Origin of the sequence: Hephaestia caeni (assembly GCF_003550065.1) — a bacterium.
Classification (GTDB): Bacteria; Pseudomonadota; Alphaproteobacteria; order Sphingomonadales; family Sphingomonadaceae; genus Sphingomonas; species Sphingomonas caeni_A.
The window spans coordinates 354,916-373,775 of sequence record NZ_QXDC01000002.1 but is presented as its reverse complement, the minus strand read 5'-3'; the positions used below and the strand labels follow the sequence as shown (position 1 = coordinate 373,775).

Here is an 18,860-nt window from a genome sequence, read left to right as displayed (position 1 = left end):
CTGGGGCGCGGTCACAGCCCGCCGAAACGCCGCTCGCGCTGCGCGAACGACGCGATCGCCTCACGCAGCCGCGCGCCGTCGAAATCGGGCCACAAGGTATCGACGAACAGCAGTTCGGCATAGGCCGCCTGCCACAGCAGGAAATTCGACAGCCGGCGTTCACCCGACGTGCGGATGAGCAGATCGAGCGGCGGCAGGCCGGCGGTGTCGAGTTCGGCCTCGATCGCCGCTTCGTCGATCGCCTCCGCGCCGATGTCGCCGGCCGCCGTGCGGATCGCGAGCCGGCGTGCAGCAGCGGCGATCTCCGCCTGCGCGCCGTAATTGAGCGCAATCACCAGTGTCGCGCCGCTATTGGCCGCGGTACGCGCGATCGCGCCATCGATCATCTCGGTGAGGTCGGTGCCGAAACGGCGATAGTCGCCAATCACCCGCAACCGCACATTCTCCGCGGCCAGTTCGTCGAGATCGGATCGGATGAAGGTGCGCAGCAGCGCCATCAAGTCGGTGACTTCGGTATCGGGCCGCCGCCAGTTTTCGGATGAAAAGGCATAGAGCGTCAGCGCCTCGATGCCCAGCGCGCGCGCCTCGCGCGTCACCTTGCGCACCGCCTCGACGCCCGCGCGGTGCCCCGCGACGCGCGGCAGCAGCCGCTTCTTGGCCCAGCGCCCGTTGCCGTCCATGATGATCGCGACGTGCCGCGGCATACCCGGATCACCGCCGGCGGCGGGCGCAAAGGCGGGGCTGGTGCTCATCGGCGCCCCGCAGAGGAAGGTGTTATTGAGGCCATCACTGACCGAGGATTTCCTTTTCCTTGGCCTGGGTCACTGCGTCGATATCGCCGATCGTGCTGTCGGTGAGCTTCTGCACCTCGGTTTCATGGCGCTTGCGCTCGTCCTCGCCGAACAGCCCTTTCTTCTCGTCAGTCTTGAGGCTGTCCATCCCGTCGCGACGCACGTTGCGCGCGGCGACGCGGGCCTTTTCGGCATATTGCCCCGCCAGCTTGGCCAGTTCCTTGCGGCGCTCCTCGGTCAGATCGGGGATCGGCAGCCGCAGCGTCTGGCCGTCGGCGATCGGGTTGAGCCCGAGCCCTGCCGAGCGGATCGCCTTGTCGACCGGGCCGACATTGGATTTATCCCACACCTGCACGCTCAGCATCCTGGGCTCGGGGGCGGAAATCGTCGCGACCTGGTTGAGCGGCATCGCGGCGCCATAGACCTCGACCGTGATCGGATCGAGCAACACCGTCGACGCGCGGCCGGTGCGCAGCCCGCCGAGATCGTGCTTGAGCGCCTCGACCGCGCCGGCCATGCGCCGCTCGAGATCGGCCTTGTCATAGGCGGCCATGATCCTGCTCCCTTCTTGTCGCTTGAACTTATTCTACCACGGAAAGCGCGGGTTCGGCGACGTTCGAGACGATCGTCGCCCTGCCCTTTCCTTCGAGCACCGAGGCGAGGTTATGCTCGCCGCGGATGTTGAACACCACGATCGGGATGTCGCTGTCACGGCACAGCGCCACCGCGCTGGCATCCATCACCTTCAGATTGTCCGCAAGCACGCGATCGAAGGTCAGCGAATCGTATCGCCGCGCGGTCGGCACCTTCTTGGGATCGGCATCATAGACACCGTCGACGCTGGTGCCCTTGAACAGCGCGTCGCAGCCCATTTCGGCTGCGCGCAGCGCCGATGCGGTATCGGTGGTGAAGAAGGGATTGCCGGTCCCGGCCGCGAAAATGACGATCCGGCCCTTCTCCATATGCCGCACCGCACGGCGGCGGATATAGGGCTCGCACACGCTCGCCATCGGGATCGCCGATTGCACGCGCGTCTCGACGCCGATCTTCTCGAGCGCCGCCTGCACCGCGAGCGCGTTCATCACCGTCGCGAGCATGCCCATGTAATCGCCCGTCGTGCGGTCGATTCCCTGCGCCACCCCCGCCAGCCCGCGGAAGATGTTGCCGCCGCCGACGACGAGGCACAGATCATGCCCCGCCTCTTTCGCCGCGGCGATCTCGCCGGCGACGCGCGCCACCGTCTCGGGATCGATGCCGAAGGATGATTTGCCCATCAGGACTTCGCCCGACAGCTTGAGAAGGATGCGTTTGAAGCGGGGCAGCGTCATGGAACCTGGCGAAACGATAAGGCGGGGGAAATACGAAGGCGCGCGGACCTTAGTAGCGCGCCTGTTGGATGCCAAGCGCTGATCCCGTGCAATCATGGTGCATGGCGACGGAACGAAAACGGGCGGGGTGGCAGGCCATCGCCCCGCCACCCCGCCCGCAATCATCCCTAGCCGCTTACTTGGTGAGCCCGGCCGTCGCCGCGACCTCGGCGGCGAAGTCGCTCTCTTCCTTCTCGATACCCTCGCCGAGCTGAAAGCGGACGAAGTCCTTGAGCGTGATCGTCGTGCCCGCGGCCTTGCCCGCCTTGGCGACGACGTCCGCGATCGGGGTCTTGTTGTCGATCACGAAGAGCTGGCTGAGCAGCGCGTTCTCCTTGGCGAACTTCTTGACCGCGCCGTCGACCATCTTGGCGATGATGTCCGCGGGCTTACCCGATTCGGCGGCCTTTTCGGCGGCGATCTGGCGCTCGCGATCGAGCACGTCCTGGTCGAGCCCGCTCTCGTCGAGCGCGAGCGGGAAGGCCGCGGCGATGTGCATCGCAAGCTGCTTGCCGAGCGGCTCGAGCACGTCGACCCCGGCGTCGCTCTCGAGCGCGACGAGCACGCCGATCTTGCCGAGGCCCGGCGCCTGCGCGTTGTGGACGTACGGGATCACCGCACCCTGCGCGACATTGAGGCGCCTGGCGCGGCGCAGCGACTGGTTCTCGCCGATCGTCGCGATATTGTTGGTCAGCGCGTCACCCACCGTGGCGCCCGATGGCATCTTGGCGGCCTTGAGCCCATCCATGTCGTCGCCGGCGGCGAGCACGATCCCGGTAACCTCGCGGACGAACTGCTGGAACTGCTCGTTCTTGGCGACGAAATCGGTCTCCGAATTGACCTCGGCGGCGGCGCCGGCGGTGCCCGCGACGGCGACACCGACCAGCCCTTCGGCGGCAGTGCGGCTCGACTTCTTCTGCGCGGCCGCAAGGCCCTTGGTGCGCAGCCAGTCGATCGCGGCTTCCATGTCGCCACCGCTTTCGGTCAACGCTTTCTTGCAATCCATCATGCCCGCACCGCTGCGGTCACGAAGCTCCTTCACGGTGGCGGCGGTGATCTCGGCCATTGTCTCAATTCCTCATTGTCTTGGGTGCCCGCTATCGGGGGCATGTGTCAGTAAAACGAAACCGTTCGCGCTGCGCCTGTCGAAGGGAGCCGTCCTTCCTCGAACCGGGAAAGAGCGGTGCTTCGACAAGCTCAGTACGAACGGCCGTTCGAAGCCGTGTCGAAGCGCGCGCTCAGGCGTCGAGCTGACGCTCGCCCTCGGCGGCGGTCTCGGGCTCGGTCGAGGCGGCGGGCGCCTCGGGCTCGTCCTTGGCCTGCTCGGCGGGGGTCGGCGCGGGTTCGGGCGCTTTCTCCTCAGCGGCGGGTTCAGGCGTCGCCTCGGCGACCGGCGCGGGCGCTTCTTCAACCACGAGCGCCGGCTCGGCGGGCGGCTCGGCCATCGCGCCGAAATCCTTGCCGCTCATCACCGCCGCGTCCTGGCCGCCGCGGGTCGCGGCGATCGAGATCGCTTCGCAATAGAGGCGGATCGCACGGCTCGCGTCGTCGTTGCCGGGCACCGGGAACGCGATGCCGTCGGGCGAGACGTTGGTGTCGAGGATCGCGACGACCGGAATACCGAGCGTGTTGGCTTCCTTGATCGCCAGCTCTTCCTTGTTGGCGTCGATCACGAACATCACGTCGGGCACGCCGCCCATGTCGCGGATGCCGCCCAGCGACAGTTCGAGCTTGTCGCGCTCGCGCGTGAGCTGGAGGACTTCCTTCTTGGTGAGCCCCTGCGTGTCGCCCGAAAGCTGCTCGTCGAGCGCCTTCATGCGCTTGATCGACTGCGAGATCGTCTTCCAGTTGGTGAGCATCCCGCCCAGCCAGCGATGGTTGACGAAATGCTGGCCGGCCTTGCGCGCGCTCTCGGCGATCGCGTCCTGCGCCTGGCGCTTGGTGCCGACGAACAGCACCTTGCCGCCCGATGCCACCGACGCGGCGACGAAATCGAGCGCGCGCGCGAACAGCGGCACGGTCTGCGACAGATCGATGATGTGAACGCCGTTGCGGTCGCCGAAGATATACGGCTTCATCTTCGGGTTCCAGCGGTGCGTCTGGTGACCGAAGTGCGCGCCGGTTTCGAGCAATTGCTGCATGGAGACGACAGGAGCCGCCATAGGGTCTTTCCTTTCCGGTTGTTCCTCTGGGAAGCAGTGATCCATCGGCCACAGGCCCGGACACCGGTATGTGCGCTTCCCATGCGGGTTGAGGCGGCGCCCCTAGCGGAGACGACGCATCAAATCAAGCGTTGACATATGGAACGAATATGGAACATAACATGCTCAAGACAGGGGCGCGGAGCAAGTTATCCACAATTCGGCTAACAGCTTCGCGGATGTCGTACCCCGATCAGGGAGTTCGGACGATGATGGCAATGGTGCAGCTTTTGGTGTTCATTGGCGCGCTGGCGCTGGTTCTTCTGGTGCTGGCCGAAACGGTCGTCCCGGCGCTGCCGCGCATGGCGATGCTGCTGCGCGGCGAGGCCGATCCGGCAGTCGTGCCGCCGTTCACGCCGCGGGCGGCGGTGGCTCGAGGCTATCAGCCGGGCGCGGCGGCAGGACGTGCGCCGATGCGCGAAGCCGCCTGACGCGCGTATAGCTGGCGATGCTGAACGGTATCGCGAGTAGATAGAGCAGGCACAGCGCGGTGGCGGTGTGCCACGGCGCCGAGATCAACCCGCCGCCGAGCAGAACGACGACGACGATCGCCTCGAAGCGAATGTTTTCCCGGAGCCTGAGCGAGCCCCAGGAGAAGGTGGCGATGCTCGACACCATCAGCGCGGCGACGAACGCCACCCACGGCGCGACGATATAGGCTGAGCGAAAGATCGGCGCGCCGGTCCAGAACCACAGATACATCGGCAGCATCGCCAGCGCGGCGCCCGCGGGTGCGGGCACGCCGGTCAGGAATCCGGCCGATTTGTGCGGTTGTTCGGACACGTCGATATTGGCGTTGAAGCGCGCGAGCCGGAGCGCGCACAGCACCGCGAGCGCGAGTGCGCACATCCAGCCGAGCCGCGGCAGATCGATCAGCGACCACAGGAACAGGATCAGCGCCGGCGACACCCCGAACGAGATCGCGTCGGACAGCGAATCGAGTTCGGCGCCGAACTTGCTTTCGCCGTGGAGCATCCGCGCGACGCGCCCGTCGAGCCCGTCGAGCACGCCCGCGACGAGCACCATCAGCACCGCGCGTTCCCACTCGCTGCCGACCGCGAAGCGAATGCCGCTGAGCCCGAAGCACAAGGCAAGCGCGGTGACCGCGTTGGGCGCGACCGCGCGCAGCGGCAGGCCACGGCGGAACCTGGGCCGCTTTTCTCTCACGACAGGAGGTCGGTCACTGGGCGATGCCGGACGCCGGCTGTCCGCCGACGCGGCCGAGCACCGTCTCGCCGGCGACGCTGCGCTGCCCGAGCACGACCTGGCACGCCGCATCATCGGGCAGATAGACGTCGACACGGCTGCCGAAGCGGATGAGGCCGATCCGCTGCCCCGCCGCGACGATATCGCCGGTCTTGGCGAAGGTGACGATGCGGCGCGCGACCAGCCCGGCGATCTGGGTGAAGCCGACGCGGCGGCCGTTATGGCCTTCGACGACGAAATGCTGGCGCTCGTTCTCGTCGCTCGCCTTGTCGAGATCGGCGTTGAGGAACTTGCCCGAGATATAGACGACCTGCCGGATCGTGCCGCTGATCGGCGTGCGGTTAACATGCACGTCGAACACGCTCATGAAGATCGAAACGCGCACCCGGCTCGCGTCGCTCAGCCCGTTCTCGCCCGCCATCTCGACAGGCACGGGCACGCGTTCGATCATCGTGACCAGCCCGTCGGCGGGCGCGACGATCAGATCGCCGCCCTGCGGCGTAACGCGCACCGGATCGCGGAAAAACGCCGCCACCCAGATCGCGAGGCCGATCAGCGGCCAGGTCGCGAAATCCCAGACGAACAGTGACACGAGCGCAATCGCGCCGGCGATCAGGATATATTTGCGTCCCTCGGGATGGACCTCGGGGAAACGCCATTTCACCGTCGTGGTCGTGACCGGTGGTTTGTCGAGCGATGACATGGCGCACGGTCTAGCTGCCCGGCGCCCGCAACACAATCGACTCCGGCGCGCCGAGGTTGATCGCCCGCGGCCATCTGCCTAGAGGCTTGGCCCACATCCCTACCCCATCACGGAAAGCGAGCAGCAATGGCGAAGATCAAGGTCAAAACCCCCGTCGTCGAGATCGACGGCGACGAGATGACGCGGATCATCTGGGAATGGATTCGCGAGCGCCTGATCAAGCCCTATCTCGATATCGGGCTCGAATATTACGATCTCTCGATCCAGAAGCGCGACGAGACCGACGATCAGATCACGATCGATTCGGCCCATGCGATCCAGAAATACGGCGTCGGCGTGAAGTGCGCGACGATCACTCCCGACGAGGCGCGCGTCGAGGAATTCCATCTCAAGAAGATGTGGAAATCGCCCAACGGCACGATCCGCAACATCCTGGGCGGCACGATCTTCCGCGAACCGATCGTCATCAACAACGTGCCGCGGCTGATTCCGGGTTGGACCAAGCCGATCGTCGTCGGCCGCCATGCCTTCGGCGACCAGTATAAGGCGACCGATTTCCTGATCCCCGGCGCCGGCAAGCTGACGATGAAATTCGAAGGCAAGGACGGCAAGGTGATCGAGCACGAGGTGTTCGATTTCCCCGCCTCGGGCGTCGCGATGGGAATGTACAATCTCGACGAATCGATCCGCGATTTCGCCCGCGCCTCGATGAATTACGGCCTCAACCGCAACTGGCCCGTCTATCTGTCGACCAAGAACACGATTCTGAAGGCCTATGACGGCCGCTTCAAGGATCTGTTCCAGGAGATATTCGACAGCGAGTTCAAGGATAAATTCGCCGAAGCCGGTATCGAATATCAGCACCGCCTGATCGACGACATGGTGGCGAGCGCGCTCAAATGGCACGGCGAATTCGTGTGGGCGTGCAAGAATTACGATGGCGACGTCCAATCGGATCAGGTCGCGCAAGGGTTCGGCAGCCTCGGGCTGATGACGTCGGTGCTGATGACGCCGGACGGCAAGACGATCGAGGCTGAGGCGGCGCACGGCACCGTCACCCGCCATTACCGGATGCACGAACAGGGCAAGGCGACCTCGACCAATCCGATCGCGTCGATCTTCGCGTGGACCGGCGGGCTCAAGTATCGCGGCAAATTCGACGGCACCCCCGACGTGACCAAATTCGCCGAAACGCTGGAACGCGTCTGCGTCGAGACGGTCGAAAAGGGCCAGATGACCAAGGATCTCGCGATCCTGATCGGCCCCGATCAGCCGTGGATGACGACCGAACAGTTCTTCGAGGCGATCCGATCGAACCTCGAAACCGCGATGTCGGCGCAAGGGCTGGGTTGAGGGCGAGAGAGCGATCATCCCGCCTCTCCCGTCAAAGTTGCACCTCATCCTCGTCATGCCGGACGTGTTCCGGCATCCAACCCTCCCCGAGCGCCAGCGCTTGAGGCACGTTGGACCCCGGAACAAGTCCGGGGTGACGGGGCGTTCTGTATGTATCCCGCGGAAGAAAAGCGGCGCACAACGTCAGGGAGGTACGGATGATCGACGAGACCATGTTTCCCGCTGACCGACTGTCGCCCTGATGGCCCGCTCCGGGACCGCCAAACGTCTTGAGGTCCGTCTCGCCCGGATCGCTGATGTCTCCGGCATCATCGATCTGGTCGAGCGGGCCTACGATCGGATTTCGGGCTACAGCCCCGGCCAGGTACGCGGCCAGATCAACCATTATCCGGAAGGTCAGTTCGTCGCGCTATATGACGGTCGCGTGGTCGGTTATTGCGCGTCGATGCGGGTCGACGAGGATATCGCCCTCGTCCCCCACGATTGGGAGGAGATCACCGCCAACGGCTTCGGGTCGCGGCACGATCCCACCGGCGCGTGGCTCTACGGTTATGAGATGTGCGTCGATCCCAGGGTGCGCGGCGTGCGGATCGGGCAACGGCTCTATGACGCCCGCAAGACGCTTGCCGAACGCCTTGAACTGAAAGGCATCATCATCGGCGGCCGGATGCCGGGCTATCACCGCAACCGCCGCAAGGTCGACGGCCCCGATGGTTATCTGGAGGCGGTCGCCACGGGCAAGCTGCGCGATCCGGTGGTCGGTTTTCAGTTGCGCAACGGCTTTGAAATCCGCGGTGTGCTCAAGGGCTATCTGCCGGAGGACAAGCGCTCGGCGGGCAATGCCGCGCTGATGGTGTGGCGCAACCCCTATGTCCCCGACGATAGCGACAAGGTTTACTCGCTCCCACGCGACGTCGAGAGCGTGCGCCTCGCGACCGTCCAGCTCCAGGCGCGTGCGGTCAAGGATTTCGAGGATTTCCTCGGCAACATCGAATATTTCGTCGACGTCGCCGCCGATTATCGCTGTGACTTTGTCGTTTTTCCAGAACTCTATACGCTACCGCTGCTGTCATATGAGAAGCGCGACCTGACGCCGATGGAGGCGATCGACGCGCTGACGGCGCACACGCCCCGGTTGGTCAGGGAACTCAACCGGATGGCGCTCGAATACAATATCAACATCGTCGGCGGCTCGCACCCGACGCGCACCGACGACGGCGATATCCAGAACGTCGCTTATGTCTGCTTGCGCGACGGATCGACCCATGCCCGCGAGAAAATCCACCCCACCCCCAACGAACGCTATTGGTGGAACATCAAGGGCGGCGAAGAAGTCGACGTCATCCAGACCGATTGCGGGCCGGTGGGCGTGCTCATCTGCTACGACAGCGAGTTTCCCGAACTTGCACGCCACCTGGTCGACGAGGGCGCGCGCATCCTGTTCACGCCGTTCTGCACCGACAGCCGGCAAGGCTATTTGCGCGTGCGCTATTGCTGCCAGGCGCGCGCGATCGAGAACCAGTGCTTCGTCGTCATGTCGGGCAATGTCGGCAACCTGCCCAATGTCGACAATATGGACATCCAATACGCGCAGAGTTGTATCCTGACACCGTGCGATTTCCCCTTCGCGCGCGACGGCATCGCCGCCGAGGCGACCGAGAATGTCGAGACGCTGACGATCAGCGACGTCAATCTCGCCGATCTCACCTGGGCGCGCACCGAAGGCACCGTGCGCAACCTCACCGATCGCCGCTTCGATCTCTACCGCCTCGATTTCGAGCAGCGCACGCCCGGTGCAGGCGGCACGGGCGGCGTGGTTCAGGGCACGCCGCCGCGCGGGCCGCACAGCCCCGGCGGCGGCTGATCCCCCCTATGCTTCCGGCGAGCGCACGTGTTCGGGCCGGAACCCCAGCCCGATCGCCCGCGCGGGCAGGCGCCGCAGCAGCGGCAGCGTCGCGAACAGACGCAGGAACCACGGCGGGCGGTCGAACGCGGTATCGTCATCGAGCAACGGCGCGATCACGCGGTTCTGGATCACCTGCTGCATCCCCTGGGTGAGCCGCGTCGGCAACATCCGCCGCGCCTGCACCCCGGCCAGCAGCGGCGCGATATCCTCGCCTCGCGCCATCGGGCCGGCGAGGATGTTGGCGGCGGCGACCGCATCCTGGATCGCGAGATTGATCCCCACCCCACCGATCGGCGACATCGCATGCGCCGCGTCGCCGATGAACAACAGCCCCGATTTGTGCCATGTCTCGAGCCGGTCGACGCTCACCGTCAGCAGCTTGACGTCGTCCCAGTCCGCGATCGCATCGGCCCCTGCCGCCGTTTCGGCGCCGACCGCCGCGACCCGTCGTCGAAAGGCATGGATCCCCTCGGCCCGGATTTCCTCGGCGCGCCCCTTGGGAAAGACGAACGCGCATTGCCAGTAATCGCGCCGATCGATGAGCACGAACAGGCGGCCGGCCTCGAACACGCCCATCGTTTCATTGTCGGGCGCCGCGGTCTTGGGCAGGCGGAACCAGAACACGTCCATCGGCGCGCCGATCGTCCGCTGCGGCAGCCCCGATTGCGCGCGCAGCACCGAATGGCGGCCGTCGGCGGCGATCACGAGACGCGCCTGCACCTCGTCGCCGCTTGCGAGCCTGACCCCGGTTGTGCGCCCCGCCGTCTCGATCGTCGCCACCGCCTCGGCCTCACGGCGCAAGGTGAAGCGGGGATAGCGCGCGGCGGCCTCGGCGACGAAATCGAGGAAATGCCATTGCGGCATCAGCGCGATGTATGGCGCGGCGACGGGCAGGTGGCGGAAATCAGCGACCGGGATCGTCTCGCCGGCGACACGCGCGTGGATGACGGGCAGCTTCACATGATCGCGCTCGAGCAATTGTTCGAGCAGCCCGAGTTCGTGAAAGAGCTGGAGCGTCGAGGGATGGATCGTGTCGCCCCGGAAATCGCGGAGGAAATCGGCGTGCTTTTCGAGCACGATCGTCTCGATCCCGGCGCGCGCGAGCAGCAGCCCCGCAATCATCCCCGCCGGCCCGCCGCCGACGATGCAGACCTGGCACGAAAATTTATTCATGACCCACTGACAAACGCCCCGGCCTCCGGTTAAGTGCGCGCATGGCGCTTGGTCTCGAGAATAACGGTTTCAGCGATGCATTGGTGATCCTCGGCGCGGCGGGGCTGGTCATTCCGGCGTTCGCGCGTTTCAAGATCAGCCCGGTCATCGGTTTCATCCTCGTCGGCATCCTTGTCGGCCCGGCCGGGCTCGGCTCCTTCGCGGGGCAGGTTCCGTGGCTCTATTACATCACGATTACCGACAGCGAGGCAATCGAACCGTTCGCCGAGTTCGGCATCATCCTGCTGCTGTTCTCGATCGGGCTCGAATTGTCGCTCAAGCGGCTGTGGGCGATGCGCAACCTGGTGTTCGGGCTGGGGGCGGCCGAATTGCTCGGATCGGGCTTGCTGATCGCGCTCGCGCTGGCGCTACTGGGGCAGAACACGCCCGGCGCGATCGGGCTCGGGCTCGCGCTCGCTTTATCGTCGACCGCGCTGATCCTGCCGATGGCGGGCACCGCCAGCCCGGTCGGCCGCGCCGCCTTTTCGATGCTGCTGTTCGAGGATCTGGCGCTGGTGCCGATCATCTTCGCGCTGGGCGCGCTGGCGCCGACCGCCACCGACACGGGCTGGGAAGGCATTGCCGGGGTTGCGATCCGCGGGGCGATCACCGTGGTGGCGATGTTCGTCGGTGGCCGGTTCGTGCTGCCACGCCTGTTCGCACAGGCGGCGCGCACCAAGAGCCCCGAACTGTTCCTTGCCGCCTCGCTGCTCGTCGTGATCGTGGCGAGCCTCGCGACCGCGGCGGTCGGCCTCTCGCCGATCGTCGGCGCGCTGCTCGCCGGGCTGATCATCGCCGAGACAGAATATGGTGACGAAGTCGAGGTGATGACCGAGCCGTTCAAAGGGCTCGCGCTCGGCGTGTTCCTGATCACCGTCGGGATGAGCCTCGATCTGAGGCTCGTCGCCGCCAATTGGATCGGGCTCGGCGGGGCGGTGATTGGCGTGGTCGCGATCAAGACCGCGGTCACGTTCGGGCTGCTGCGCTTCACCGGCACGCGGCCGGGCATCGCGGCCGAAGCCGGGGTGCTGATGTCGAGCCCGTCGGAGACGACATTGATCGTGCTCGGTGTCGCCACGCAAGCACAGTTGATCCTCCCCTCCACCGCGGCCTTCTGGCAGACGGTGACGGCGATCGGGCTGACGCTGACCCCGCTCCTCGCGCGCGTCGGGCAGAATGCGGCACGGCGGCTCGAACGGCGGCTGGGCACCGAGGATCCCGAAGTGGCAAGCGATCCTGAAGGCCCCGGCACGGTCGTGATCGGCTTCGGCCGCGTCGGCCGGATCGTCGCCGACATGCTCGAACGCCACGGCCGCAAATATGTCGCGGTCGAGGCCGATATCGATGCAACCGGCGCCGCGCGCCGTGCCGGCCATCCCGTCGTCTTCGGCGATGCGTCGCGCGCCGAACTGATCGATCGGCTCAACCTCGGGCGCGCCGATGCGCTGATCCTGACGATGGACGATCCGGTGCTGTCGGTGCGCCTCACGCGGCGCGTGCGGAGCTGGGTGCCGCATCTGCCGATCATCGCACGCGCGCGCGATACCGCGCACGCCGCCGAACTCTATCGCGCCGGCGCCACCGACGCCGTTCCCGAAACCGTCGAAAGCTCGCTCCAATTGTCCGAGGCGGTGCTTGTGGAACTCGGCGTCGCGATGGGGCCGGTGATCGCCTCGATCCATGACAAGCGCGACGAATTACGCCACATCATCAAGGAAGCGGCCAATCTCGACCGTGAGCCGAGGATGCGCCTCGCGCGGCTGGCTGAGACCAGCGGCCAGGATCTTTCGGAAATATGAGCTGGGGCGATCGGCGGCTTTCGCGCTACGACTCCGTCTATCGGAACGGAACGGCGATTCGGCTCGTTCTGCCGGAAACGGCAGCGCTCGCCGATCCCGTCGAGTGTTTTGGAGAGTAACATGAATTTCCACCGTTTCCGCGCCCGCGGCCGCCTTCTTGCCGCGATCGGCACTGGCACGTTGGTGCTTGCCGGTTGCGCCAGCCCCACGCCGTACCAGCCCGCCACCGGTTACGGCTTCAACCGCACCGGCTTCAGCGAGCAGCGGATCGAGAGCAACCGCTACATGGTCAGCTTCTCGGGCAATTCGCTGACGTCACGCGAGACGGTCGAGCGCTACCTGCTGTTCCGCGCCGCCGAGCTGACCGTCCAGCAGGGCTTCGATCACTTCATCCTCGTCGATCGCAACACCGATCGCAAGACGCGGACCTACGTCGATCGTCCCTTCGGCCCCGGCCCCTACGGTTTCTGGGGGCCGTCATGGCGGTTCTACGGCAGTTGGGGGTGGCGCCGCTGGGATCCGTTCTGGGGCGATCCATTCTACAACGATGTCGATGTCCGCACGGTCGATCGCTACGAAGCGGTTGCCGAGATCGTGATGGGCAAGGGCCCGCCGCCGCGCGACAATGTGCGCGGTTTCGATGCGCACGAGGTGATGAGCAACCTTGGTCCGACGATCAAGGTTCCGAAGTAAGCCAATCACAAGAAAACGAAAAGCCCGCCCGGTTTATCACCCGGCGGGCTTTTTGTTTCCGTCGTTGTCGCCCCGCTACAGCGCGCCGTGGCAATGCTTGTACTTGCGCCCCGATCCGCACGGGCACGGCGCGTTGCGGCTGACGCGCCCTTCCCACGCCGCCGGATCCGATCCCAGCGGCGCGTCGGGTCGCGCCGTCTGCATCGGCGGCAACTGCGTCGTCACCATGCCCAGCGTGCCGCCGTCGATATCGACGGTGTCGTCGCTCGCGGTGAACGGGTCGAAATGGCTGGTGATGAAATCGGGCAGATCGGGCAGCGGCGGCGGGGCCTGCATCTGGAACTGGGCGTGCGCGATCGTGCGCGTCACGTCCTCGCGGATGTTCGAGAGCATCCGCTCGAACAGCGCGAACGCCTCGGCCTTATATTCGTTGAGCGGCGTTTTCTGCGCATAAGCGCGCAGATGGACGACCTGGCGCAGCGCATCGAGCGTAGCAAGGTGGTCCTTCCAATGCTGGTCGAGATTCTGGAGCAGGATCGATTTTTCGATCTGCGTCCAGGTCGCGGGCTCGATCCCGGCGGCCTTTTCGGCCACCATCGCGTTCGTCTCCGCACCGACGCGCTCCTCGATCATCTCGATATCGACCGTATCTTCCTTGAGCCAGTCGTCGAGCGGCACCTCGAGGTTGAGCAATTCCGCGAAGTGCGCCTTCATGCCCTCGATATCCCATTGTTCGGGATAGCTGCCCGGCGGGCACGCATCGGCGACGATCGTGTTGACGGTGTCGTTGCGCATGTCCTCGACGATCTCGGTGACGTCGTCCGAATCCATGATGTCGGCGCGCTGCTCGTAGATCACGCGGCGCTGATCGTTCATGACGTCGTCATATTCGACGACCTGCTTGCGGATGTCGTAATTGCGCGCCTCGACCTTCTTCTGTGCGGTCTCGATCGCCTTGGAGAGCCATTTCGAACCGATCGCCTCGCCGTCCTCGAGGTTCGATCGCATCATCCGCGCGAACAGCGTGTCCGGCCCGAAGATGCGCAGCAGATCGTCGTCGAGGCTGAGGTAGAAACGGCTGAGCCCGGGGTCGCCCTGGCGGCCCGAGCGGCCGCGCAACTGGTTGTCGATGCGGCGGCTCTCGTGGCGTTCGGTGCCGAGCACGAACAGTCCGCCGGCGGCGAGCACTTCGTGCTTCTCGATCTCGATCTCCTCGCGGATACGCTCGATCGCCTTGTCGCGCTCCGGCCCTTCCTCCATCTCCGCGAGTTCGGCCTCGACGCGGAATTCGAGGTTGCCGCCGAGCTGGATGTCGGTGCCGCGACCCGCCATGTTGGTGGCGATCGTCACCGCGCTCTTGCGCCCGGCCTGCGCGACGATGTGCGCCTCCATCTCGTGATGGCGCGCGTTGAGCACGTTGTGCGGTACCCTCTCCTTTTCGAGAAAGTCCGCGAGCAGCTCCGATTTCTCGATCGAGACGGTGCCGACCAGTACCGGTTGGCCGCGCTCGGCGTGGAATTTGATCTTCTTGGCGATCGCGGCGAACTTGTCGGCGGTGTTCTTGTAGAATTCGTCCTCCTCGTCCACCCGCTGGATCGGCAGGTTGGTCGGGATGGTGACGACGTTCATCTTGTAGATGTCGAAGAATTCGGCCGCTTCGGTCGATGCGGTGCCCGTCATCCCCGAAAGCTTGGGGTACATGCGGAAGTAATTCTGGAAAGTGATCGAAGCCATCGTCTGGTTCTCGGGCTCGATCTTGACGCCTTCCTTGGCCTCCACCGCCTGGTGCAGCCCGTCCGACCAGCGCCGCCCGTCCATCATCCGGCCGGTGAACTCGTCGATGATGACGACCTTGTCGTCCTTGACGATATAGTCCGTGTCGAGCTTGAACATCTTGTTCGCGCGCAGCGACTGGTTGAGGTGGTGGACCACCTGCGTGTTCTCGAAATCGTAGAGATTGGCGCCGATGAGCACGCCCGCGGCCTCGAGCATCCGCTCGGCGCGCTCGGTGCCGTCCTCGGTCAGGACGATCGTCTTCTGCTTCTCGTCCTTTTCGTAATCGTCTTCGCCGAGCTGCTTCACCACCGCATCGACCTTGATGTACATTTCGGACTTGTCGTCGGTCGGCCCGGAAATGATCAGCGGCGTGCGCGCCTCGTCGATCAGGATCGAATCGACCTCGTCGACGATCGCGAAGTTGAACGGCCGTTGCACCATCGCGCTGCGCTCGTACTTCATGTTGTCGCGCAGGTAATCGAAACCGAATTCGTTGTTAGTGCCGTAAGTGATGTCGGCGGCATACGATTCGCGCCGCTGCTGGTCGGTCAGATTGGGAATGATCGTCCCCACCGTCAGCCCGAGATAGCGATAGACCTGCCCCATCCATTCGGCATCGCGGCTGGCGAGATAGTCGTTGACCGTGACGACATGGACGCCCTTGCCCGGCAGCGCGTTGAGATAGGTCGCCAGTGTCGCCACCAGCGTCTTCCCTTCGCCGGTCCGCATCTCGGCGATCTCGCCGCGATGAAGCACCATGCCGCCGATCATCTGGACGTCGTAATGGCGCTGCCCGAGCACGCGCTTGGCGGCCTCACGCACCGTCGCGAAGGCCTCGGGCAGCAAGTCGTCGAGGCTTTCCCCGGCGTCGAGCCGCTCGCGGAAACGAAGCGTCTGGTGCTTGAGGTCATCTTCGCTCATCGCCGAAATGGTCGGCTCGAAGGCGTTGATCTTGTTGACGGTCGACCTGAGCGACTTGACGTAGCGATCGTTCGAGGAACCGAAGATGGTTTTGGCGAAACTGCCGAGCATGGCGGAATCCTGTTCGTTGTCGTGCGGGAGCCGATACGCGGGAGACGCCGGTCAGGCGGCGCGACGGTCGGCGGAACGGAGACGATATGGGTGCGGCGCGAGCGCGCGCAACGCGTCGGGCTATTCGCGCCGGCGCTCGGTGATCACGCGGGCATAGGCGATGGCGGCGATCACGGGCACCGCGCTGGCGATGCGGCGCGCGTCGGGAATGGCCTGCGTCACACCCGGTGCGCGAGCGGCGCGGATAGCGGGAGCGACCGCCACCTGCCCAGTGCCGGATTGTGCCGCCTCGATCGTGGTCGTGCTGCCCAGCGTCACCTGCGCGCGCGCCGGGCCCTGGCCGGAAAGCCCGGTCAGCCCTGCGAGCATCGCATAGAGGATCAGCAACAGTTCCACGTGTCTCCTGACGGATCGGCGGCCGCGCGGCCCGGTGGCGTCGGCCATAGAATCAGCGGCCGCGCCCGTCGACTCCTAATCGCGCGGCCGCATCCCGCTCAGAGCGGCAGGGGATCGTCGTCGCTCGGTGGCGCGACCTGCAACTGCCAGCGCATCGACGAGTTCCAGACGCCCGCAACCGCCGTGCCCGCGGCATCGTGCGCGGGGGTGAAGCGGCCGTTCATGACGACGAGCGCGCAGGTCGTGCTGTCGAGCAGTGGCGTGCCGCTCGATTCGGTGATCGAACATGAGGTCACGCGACCCTTGGCGTCGACATTGACCGCAAACCCCGTCCGCCCTTCGGCACCCGACGCCTTCGCCGCCGGCGGATAGGCATCGGCAGGGAACCAGTCGGCAGGGTTGCCGATCGGCGACGGCGTGGCCGCATCGGCGGTCGATTGCGCGAGCGCCGACGACGCAAGCATCAAGGCCCCGATAGCGAGCGAGGCGCGGCGAACAAGAACACGAACGATCATGGGGGTAAAGTATCGCCACGCACGCGCATTGTCACCTGCGCAGGCGATCGACGCATCTGTTTTCCTGGCGGCGCGGACACGCTAACAGGCGCGCATCGCCAGCCGAGAAAGGCCCGTTCCTCTTGCCCACCACCCCCTCCCCCCTCGCCCCGCAACAATTCCCCGACCTGCCGCCGATCGCGGGCGTGGACCTGCGCGTGGCGCGCGCGCGGTACAAGACGTGGGATCGGTGCGATCTCACCTTCGTGACGCTCGAACCCGGCACCAACGTCGCGGGCGTGCTGACGCAGAGCAAATGCCCCTCGCCCGAAGTCGAATGGTGCCGCGCGGCGCTGACGCTCGGCGAAGCGCGCGCGCTGGTCGTCAATGCGGGCAATTCGAACGCCTTCACCGGCAATCGCGGGCGGGCGGCGGTGGAGGCGATCGCCGCGCGCGCCGCCGCGCATCTTGGGTGCAAGCCCTCCGACGTGTTCGTCGCTTCCACCGGGGTAATCGGCGTGCCGCTGCCGATCGACAAGGCCGAGGCCGGGCTCGACGCGGCCTTCACCGCCGCACCGTGCGGCTGGAACGATGCGGCGGCGGCGATCATGACCACCGACACCTTCATCAAGACGGCCGTCGCCACCGCGATCGTCGACGGCCGCACCGTGACACTCGCCGGAATCGTCAAGGGATCGGGGATGATCGCGCCCGACATGGCGACGATGCTCGGCTTCGTGTTCACCGATGCCGCGGTCGAACCCGACTTCCTCCAGGCCGCGCTCAATGCCGCCAACCGCACCAGCTTCTCATGCATCACCGTCGACAGCGACACCTCGACCAGCGACACCGTGCTCGCCTTCGCTACCGGCAAGGCGGGCAACGCGCCGCTCTCGCACGTCGACGATCCGGGTGCCGACGCGTTCGCCGCCGCGCTCGGCGATCTGTGCCGCCAGCTTGCGCATCTGGTGGTGCGCGACGGCGAAGGCGCGACCAAGTTCGTCACCGTCGAGATCACCGGCGCCACCTCGGACAAGAGCGCGCACCGTATCGCGCGCAGCATCGCCGATTCGCCGCTGGTGAAGACCGCGATCGCGGGCGAGGACGCCAATTGGGGCCGCGTCGTCATGGCGGTCGGCAAAGCGGGCGAACCCGCCGAACGTGACAAGCTCGCGATCCGCTTTGGCGATACGCTGGTGGCCGAAAACGGCCTCGCGGTCGAGGGTTATGACGAAGCCCCCGTCGCCGCGCACCTCAAGGGCAAGGAAATCGACATCGGCGTCGATCTGGGCCTCGGCGACGGCCGCGCGACGATGTGGACGTGCGATCTGACGCACGGCTACATCTCGATCAACGCCGATTACCGGAGCTAGAATAGGATGACGTTACATTGAACCGTTCGCCCTGAGCTTGTCGAAGGGCCGTTCTCCTTTTGACAGGCCAAAGAATAGAACGGTGCTTCGACAGGCTCAGCACGAACGGGTTTTAAGATGCGGCTCGACGTAAAGTCATCAGGCTCTAGTAAGTAAACCCGTCACCCCAGCGAAGGCTGGGGTCCCCGCCACGAAGAGATGCCGGCCTCCGCCGGCATGACGGTCTTATGGCTTACGCGAGTTCGTTTTCGAGCCACGCCTTGATCCGGCCCTTGGGCTCGGCGCCGACCTTGGTCGCGGCGGGCGCGCCGCCCTTGAACAGGATCATCGTCGGGATGCCGCGCACGCCGTAGCGGCCGGGGGCATCGGGATTGTCGTCGATGTTGAGCTTGGCGATCGTCACCTTCTCACCGAGTTCGTCCGAAATCTCCTCGAGGCTCGGCCCGATCATCTTGCACGGCCCGCACCATTCGGCCCAGAAATCGACCAATACGGGGCCATCGGCCTTGAGGACGTCGCTTTCGAAGCTCGAATCGGTGATCTGTTTGGTGGCCATGA

Annotated in this window: 18 protein-coding genes; 6 read left to right on the top strand and 12 right to left on the bottom strand. The window is 65.6% G+C overall.

What is annotated here, in order from left to right:
* Positions 1 to 11: 11 nt before the first annotated feature.
* From DFR49_RS01645 to rpsB, 5 genes are all read right to left on the bottom strand, one after another.
* Complete coding sequence (locus DFR49_RS01645) at positions 12 to 752, bottom strand: isoprenyl transferase (RefSeq protein WP_170150891.1); 741 nt, start codon at positions 750 to 752, stop codon at positions 12 to 14.
* 34 nt (positions 753 to 786) lie between these two features.
* Entirely contained in the window at positions 787 to 1,344 is a 558-nt protein-coding gene (gene frr, locus DFR49_RS01640; RefSeq protein WP_119034302.1) for a ribosome recycling factor, read from the bottom strand.
* A gap of 28 nt (positions 1,345 to 1,372) precedes the next feature.
* Entirely contained in the window at positions 1,373 to 2,119 is a 747-nt protein-coding gene (gene pyrH, locus DFR49_RS01635) for a UMP kinase (RefSeq protein WP_119034301.1), read from the bottom strand.
* Between the two features lie 175 nt (positions 2,120 to 2,294).
* Positions 2,295 to 3,224: a translation elongation factor Ts gene (gene tsf, locus DFR49_RS01630; protein ID WP_119034300.1), complete on the bottom strand. Its 930-nt coding sequence runs from the start codon at positions 3,222 to 3,224 to the stop codon at positions 2,295 to 2,297.
* A 172-nt stretch (positions 3,225 to 3,396) separates the two neighbouring features.
* The gene (rpsB, locus tag DFR49_RS01625; protein ID WP_119034299.1) at positions 3,397 to 4,320 is read right to left on the bottom strand and encodes a 30S ribosomal protein S2; all 924 of its coding nucleotides are present in this window, start codon (positions 4,318 to 4,320) and stop codon (positions 3,397 to 3,399) included.
* Between the two features lie 248 nt (positions 4,321 to 4,568).
* On the opposite strand from rpsB, the gene DFR49_RS21565 reads away from it, so the two are divergent.
* Positions 4,569 to 4,790: a hypothetical protein gene (locus DFR49_RS21565; RefSeq protein ID WP_147373611.1), complete on the top strand. Its 222-nt coding sequence runs from the start codon at positions 4,569 to 4,571 to the stop codon at positions 4,788 to 4,790.
* On the opposite strand, the gene DFR49_RS01620 is transcribed toward DFR49_RS21565, so the two are convergent.
* Both DFR49_RS01620 and DFR49_RS01615 read right to left on the bottom strand, forming a co-directional pair.
* A complete protein-coding gene (locus DFR49_RS01620) occupies positions 4,711 to 5,526 on the bottom strand; it encodes a CDP-alcohol phosphatidyltransferase family protein (protein WP_245968191.1) in 816 nt (271 codons plus the stop codon). The genes DFR49_RS21565 and DFR49_RS01620 overlap by 80 nt on opposite strands.
* 13 nt (positions 5,527 to 5,539) lie before the next feature.
* A complete protein-coding gene (locus tag DFR49_RS01615; protein WP_119034297.1) occupies positions 5,540 to 6,268 on the bottom strand; it encodes a phosphatidylserine decarboxylase in 729 nt (242 codons plus the stop codon).
* A gap of 126 nt (positions 6,269 to 6,394) precedes the next feature.
* Here DFR49_RS01615 and DFR49_RS01610 point away from each other — a divergent pair, with 126 nt between their 5' ends.
* Entirely contained in the window at positions 6,395 to 7,621 is a 1,227-nt protein-coding gene (locus DFR49_RS01610; RefSeq protein WP_119034296.1) for an NADP-dependent isocitrate dehydrogenase, read from the top strand.
* 241 nt (positions 7,622 to 7,862) lie between these two features.
* Complete coding sequence (locus tag DFR49_RS01605; RefSeq protein WP_119034295.1) at positions 7,863 to 9,485, top strand: bifunctional GNAT family N-acetyltransferase/carbon-nitrogen hydrolase family protein; 1,623 nt, start codon at positions 7,863 to 7,865, stop codon at positions 9,483 to 9,485.
* Between the two features lie 6 nt (positions 9,486 to 9,491).
* On the opposite strand, the gene DFR49_RS01600 is transcribed toward DFR49_RS01605, so the two are convergent.
* Positions 9,492 to 10,700: an FAD-dependent oxidoreductase gene (locus DFR49_RS01600; protein ID WP_119034294.1), complete on the bottom strand. Its 1,209-nt coding sequence runs from the start codon at positions 10,698 to 10,700 to the stop codon at positions 9,492 to 9,494.
* 41 nt (positions 10,701 to 10,741) lie between these two features.
* Between DFR49_RS01600 and DFR49_RS01595 the strand changes: the two genes are divergently transcribed.
* Positions 10,742 to 12,538 (top strand): cation:proton antiporter domain-containing protein, encoded by a 1,797-nt coding sequence (locus DFR49_RS01595; RefSeq protein WP_119034293.1) that lies wholly within the window; start codon positions 10,742 to 10,744, stop codon positions 12,536 to 12,538.
* 120 nt (positions 12,539 to 12,658) lie between these two features.
* A complete protein-coding gene (locus tag DFR49_RS01590) occupies positions 12,659 to 13,231 on the top strand; it encodes a CC0125/CC1285 family lipoprotein (protein WP_119034292.1) in 573 nt (190 codons plus the stop codon).
* Positions 13,232 to 13,306: 75 nt separating this feature from the next.
* On the opposite strand, the gene secA is transcribed toward DFR49_RS01590, so the two are convergent.
* The 3 genes from secA to DFR49_RS01575 form a co-directional block, all read right to left on the bottom strand.
* Positions 13,307 to 16,039 carry a preprotein translocase subunit SecA gene (secA, locus tag DFR49_RS01585; protein ID WP_119034291.1) on the bottom strand — a complete coding sequence of 911 codons (2,733 nt, stop codon included), beginning with the start codon at positions 16,037 to 16,039 and terminating at the stop codon, positions 13,307 to 13,309.
* 120 nt (positions 16,040 to 16,159) lie between these two features.
* A complete protein-coding gene (locus DFR49_RS01580) occupies positions 16,160 to 16,435 on the bottom strand; it encodes a hypothetical protein (protein ID WP_119034290.1) in 276 nt (91 codons plus the stop codon).
* 98 nt (positions 16,436 to 16,533) lie between these two features.
* Positions 16,534 to 16,950 (bottom strand): energy transducer TonB, encoded by a 417-nt coding sequence (locus DFR49_RS01575; protein WP_119034289.1) that lies wholly within the window; start codon positions 16,948 to 16,950, stop codon positions 16,534 to 16,536.
* A gap of 122 nt (positions 16,951 to 17,072) precedes the next feature.
* Between DFR49_RS01575 and argJ the strand changes: the two genes are divergently transcribed.
* Positions 17,073 to 18,302 carry a bifunctional glutamate N-acetyltransferase/amino-acid acetyltransferase ArgJ gene (argJ, locus tag DFR49_RS01570; protein ID WP_119034288.1) on the top strand — a complete coding sequence of 410 codons (1,230 nt, stop codon included), beginning with the start codon at positions 17,073 to 17,075 and terminating at the stop codon, positions 18,300 to 18,302.
* Between the two features lie 232 nt (positions 18,303 to 18,534).
* On the opposite strand, the gene trxA is transcribed toward argJ, so the two are convergent.
* A complete protein-coding gene (trxA, locus tag DFR49_RS01565) occupies positions 18,535 to 18,858 on the bottom strand; it encodes a thioredoxin TrxA (RefSeq protein WP_119034287.1) in 324 nt (107 codons plus the stop codon).
* Positions 18,859 to 18,860 lie beyond the last annotated feature (2 nt).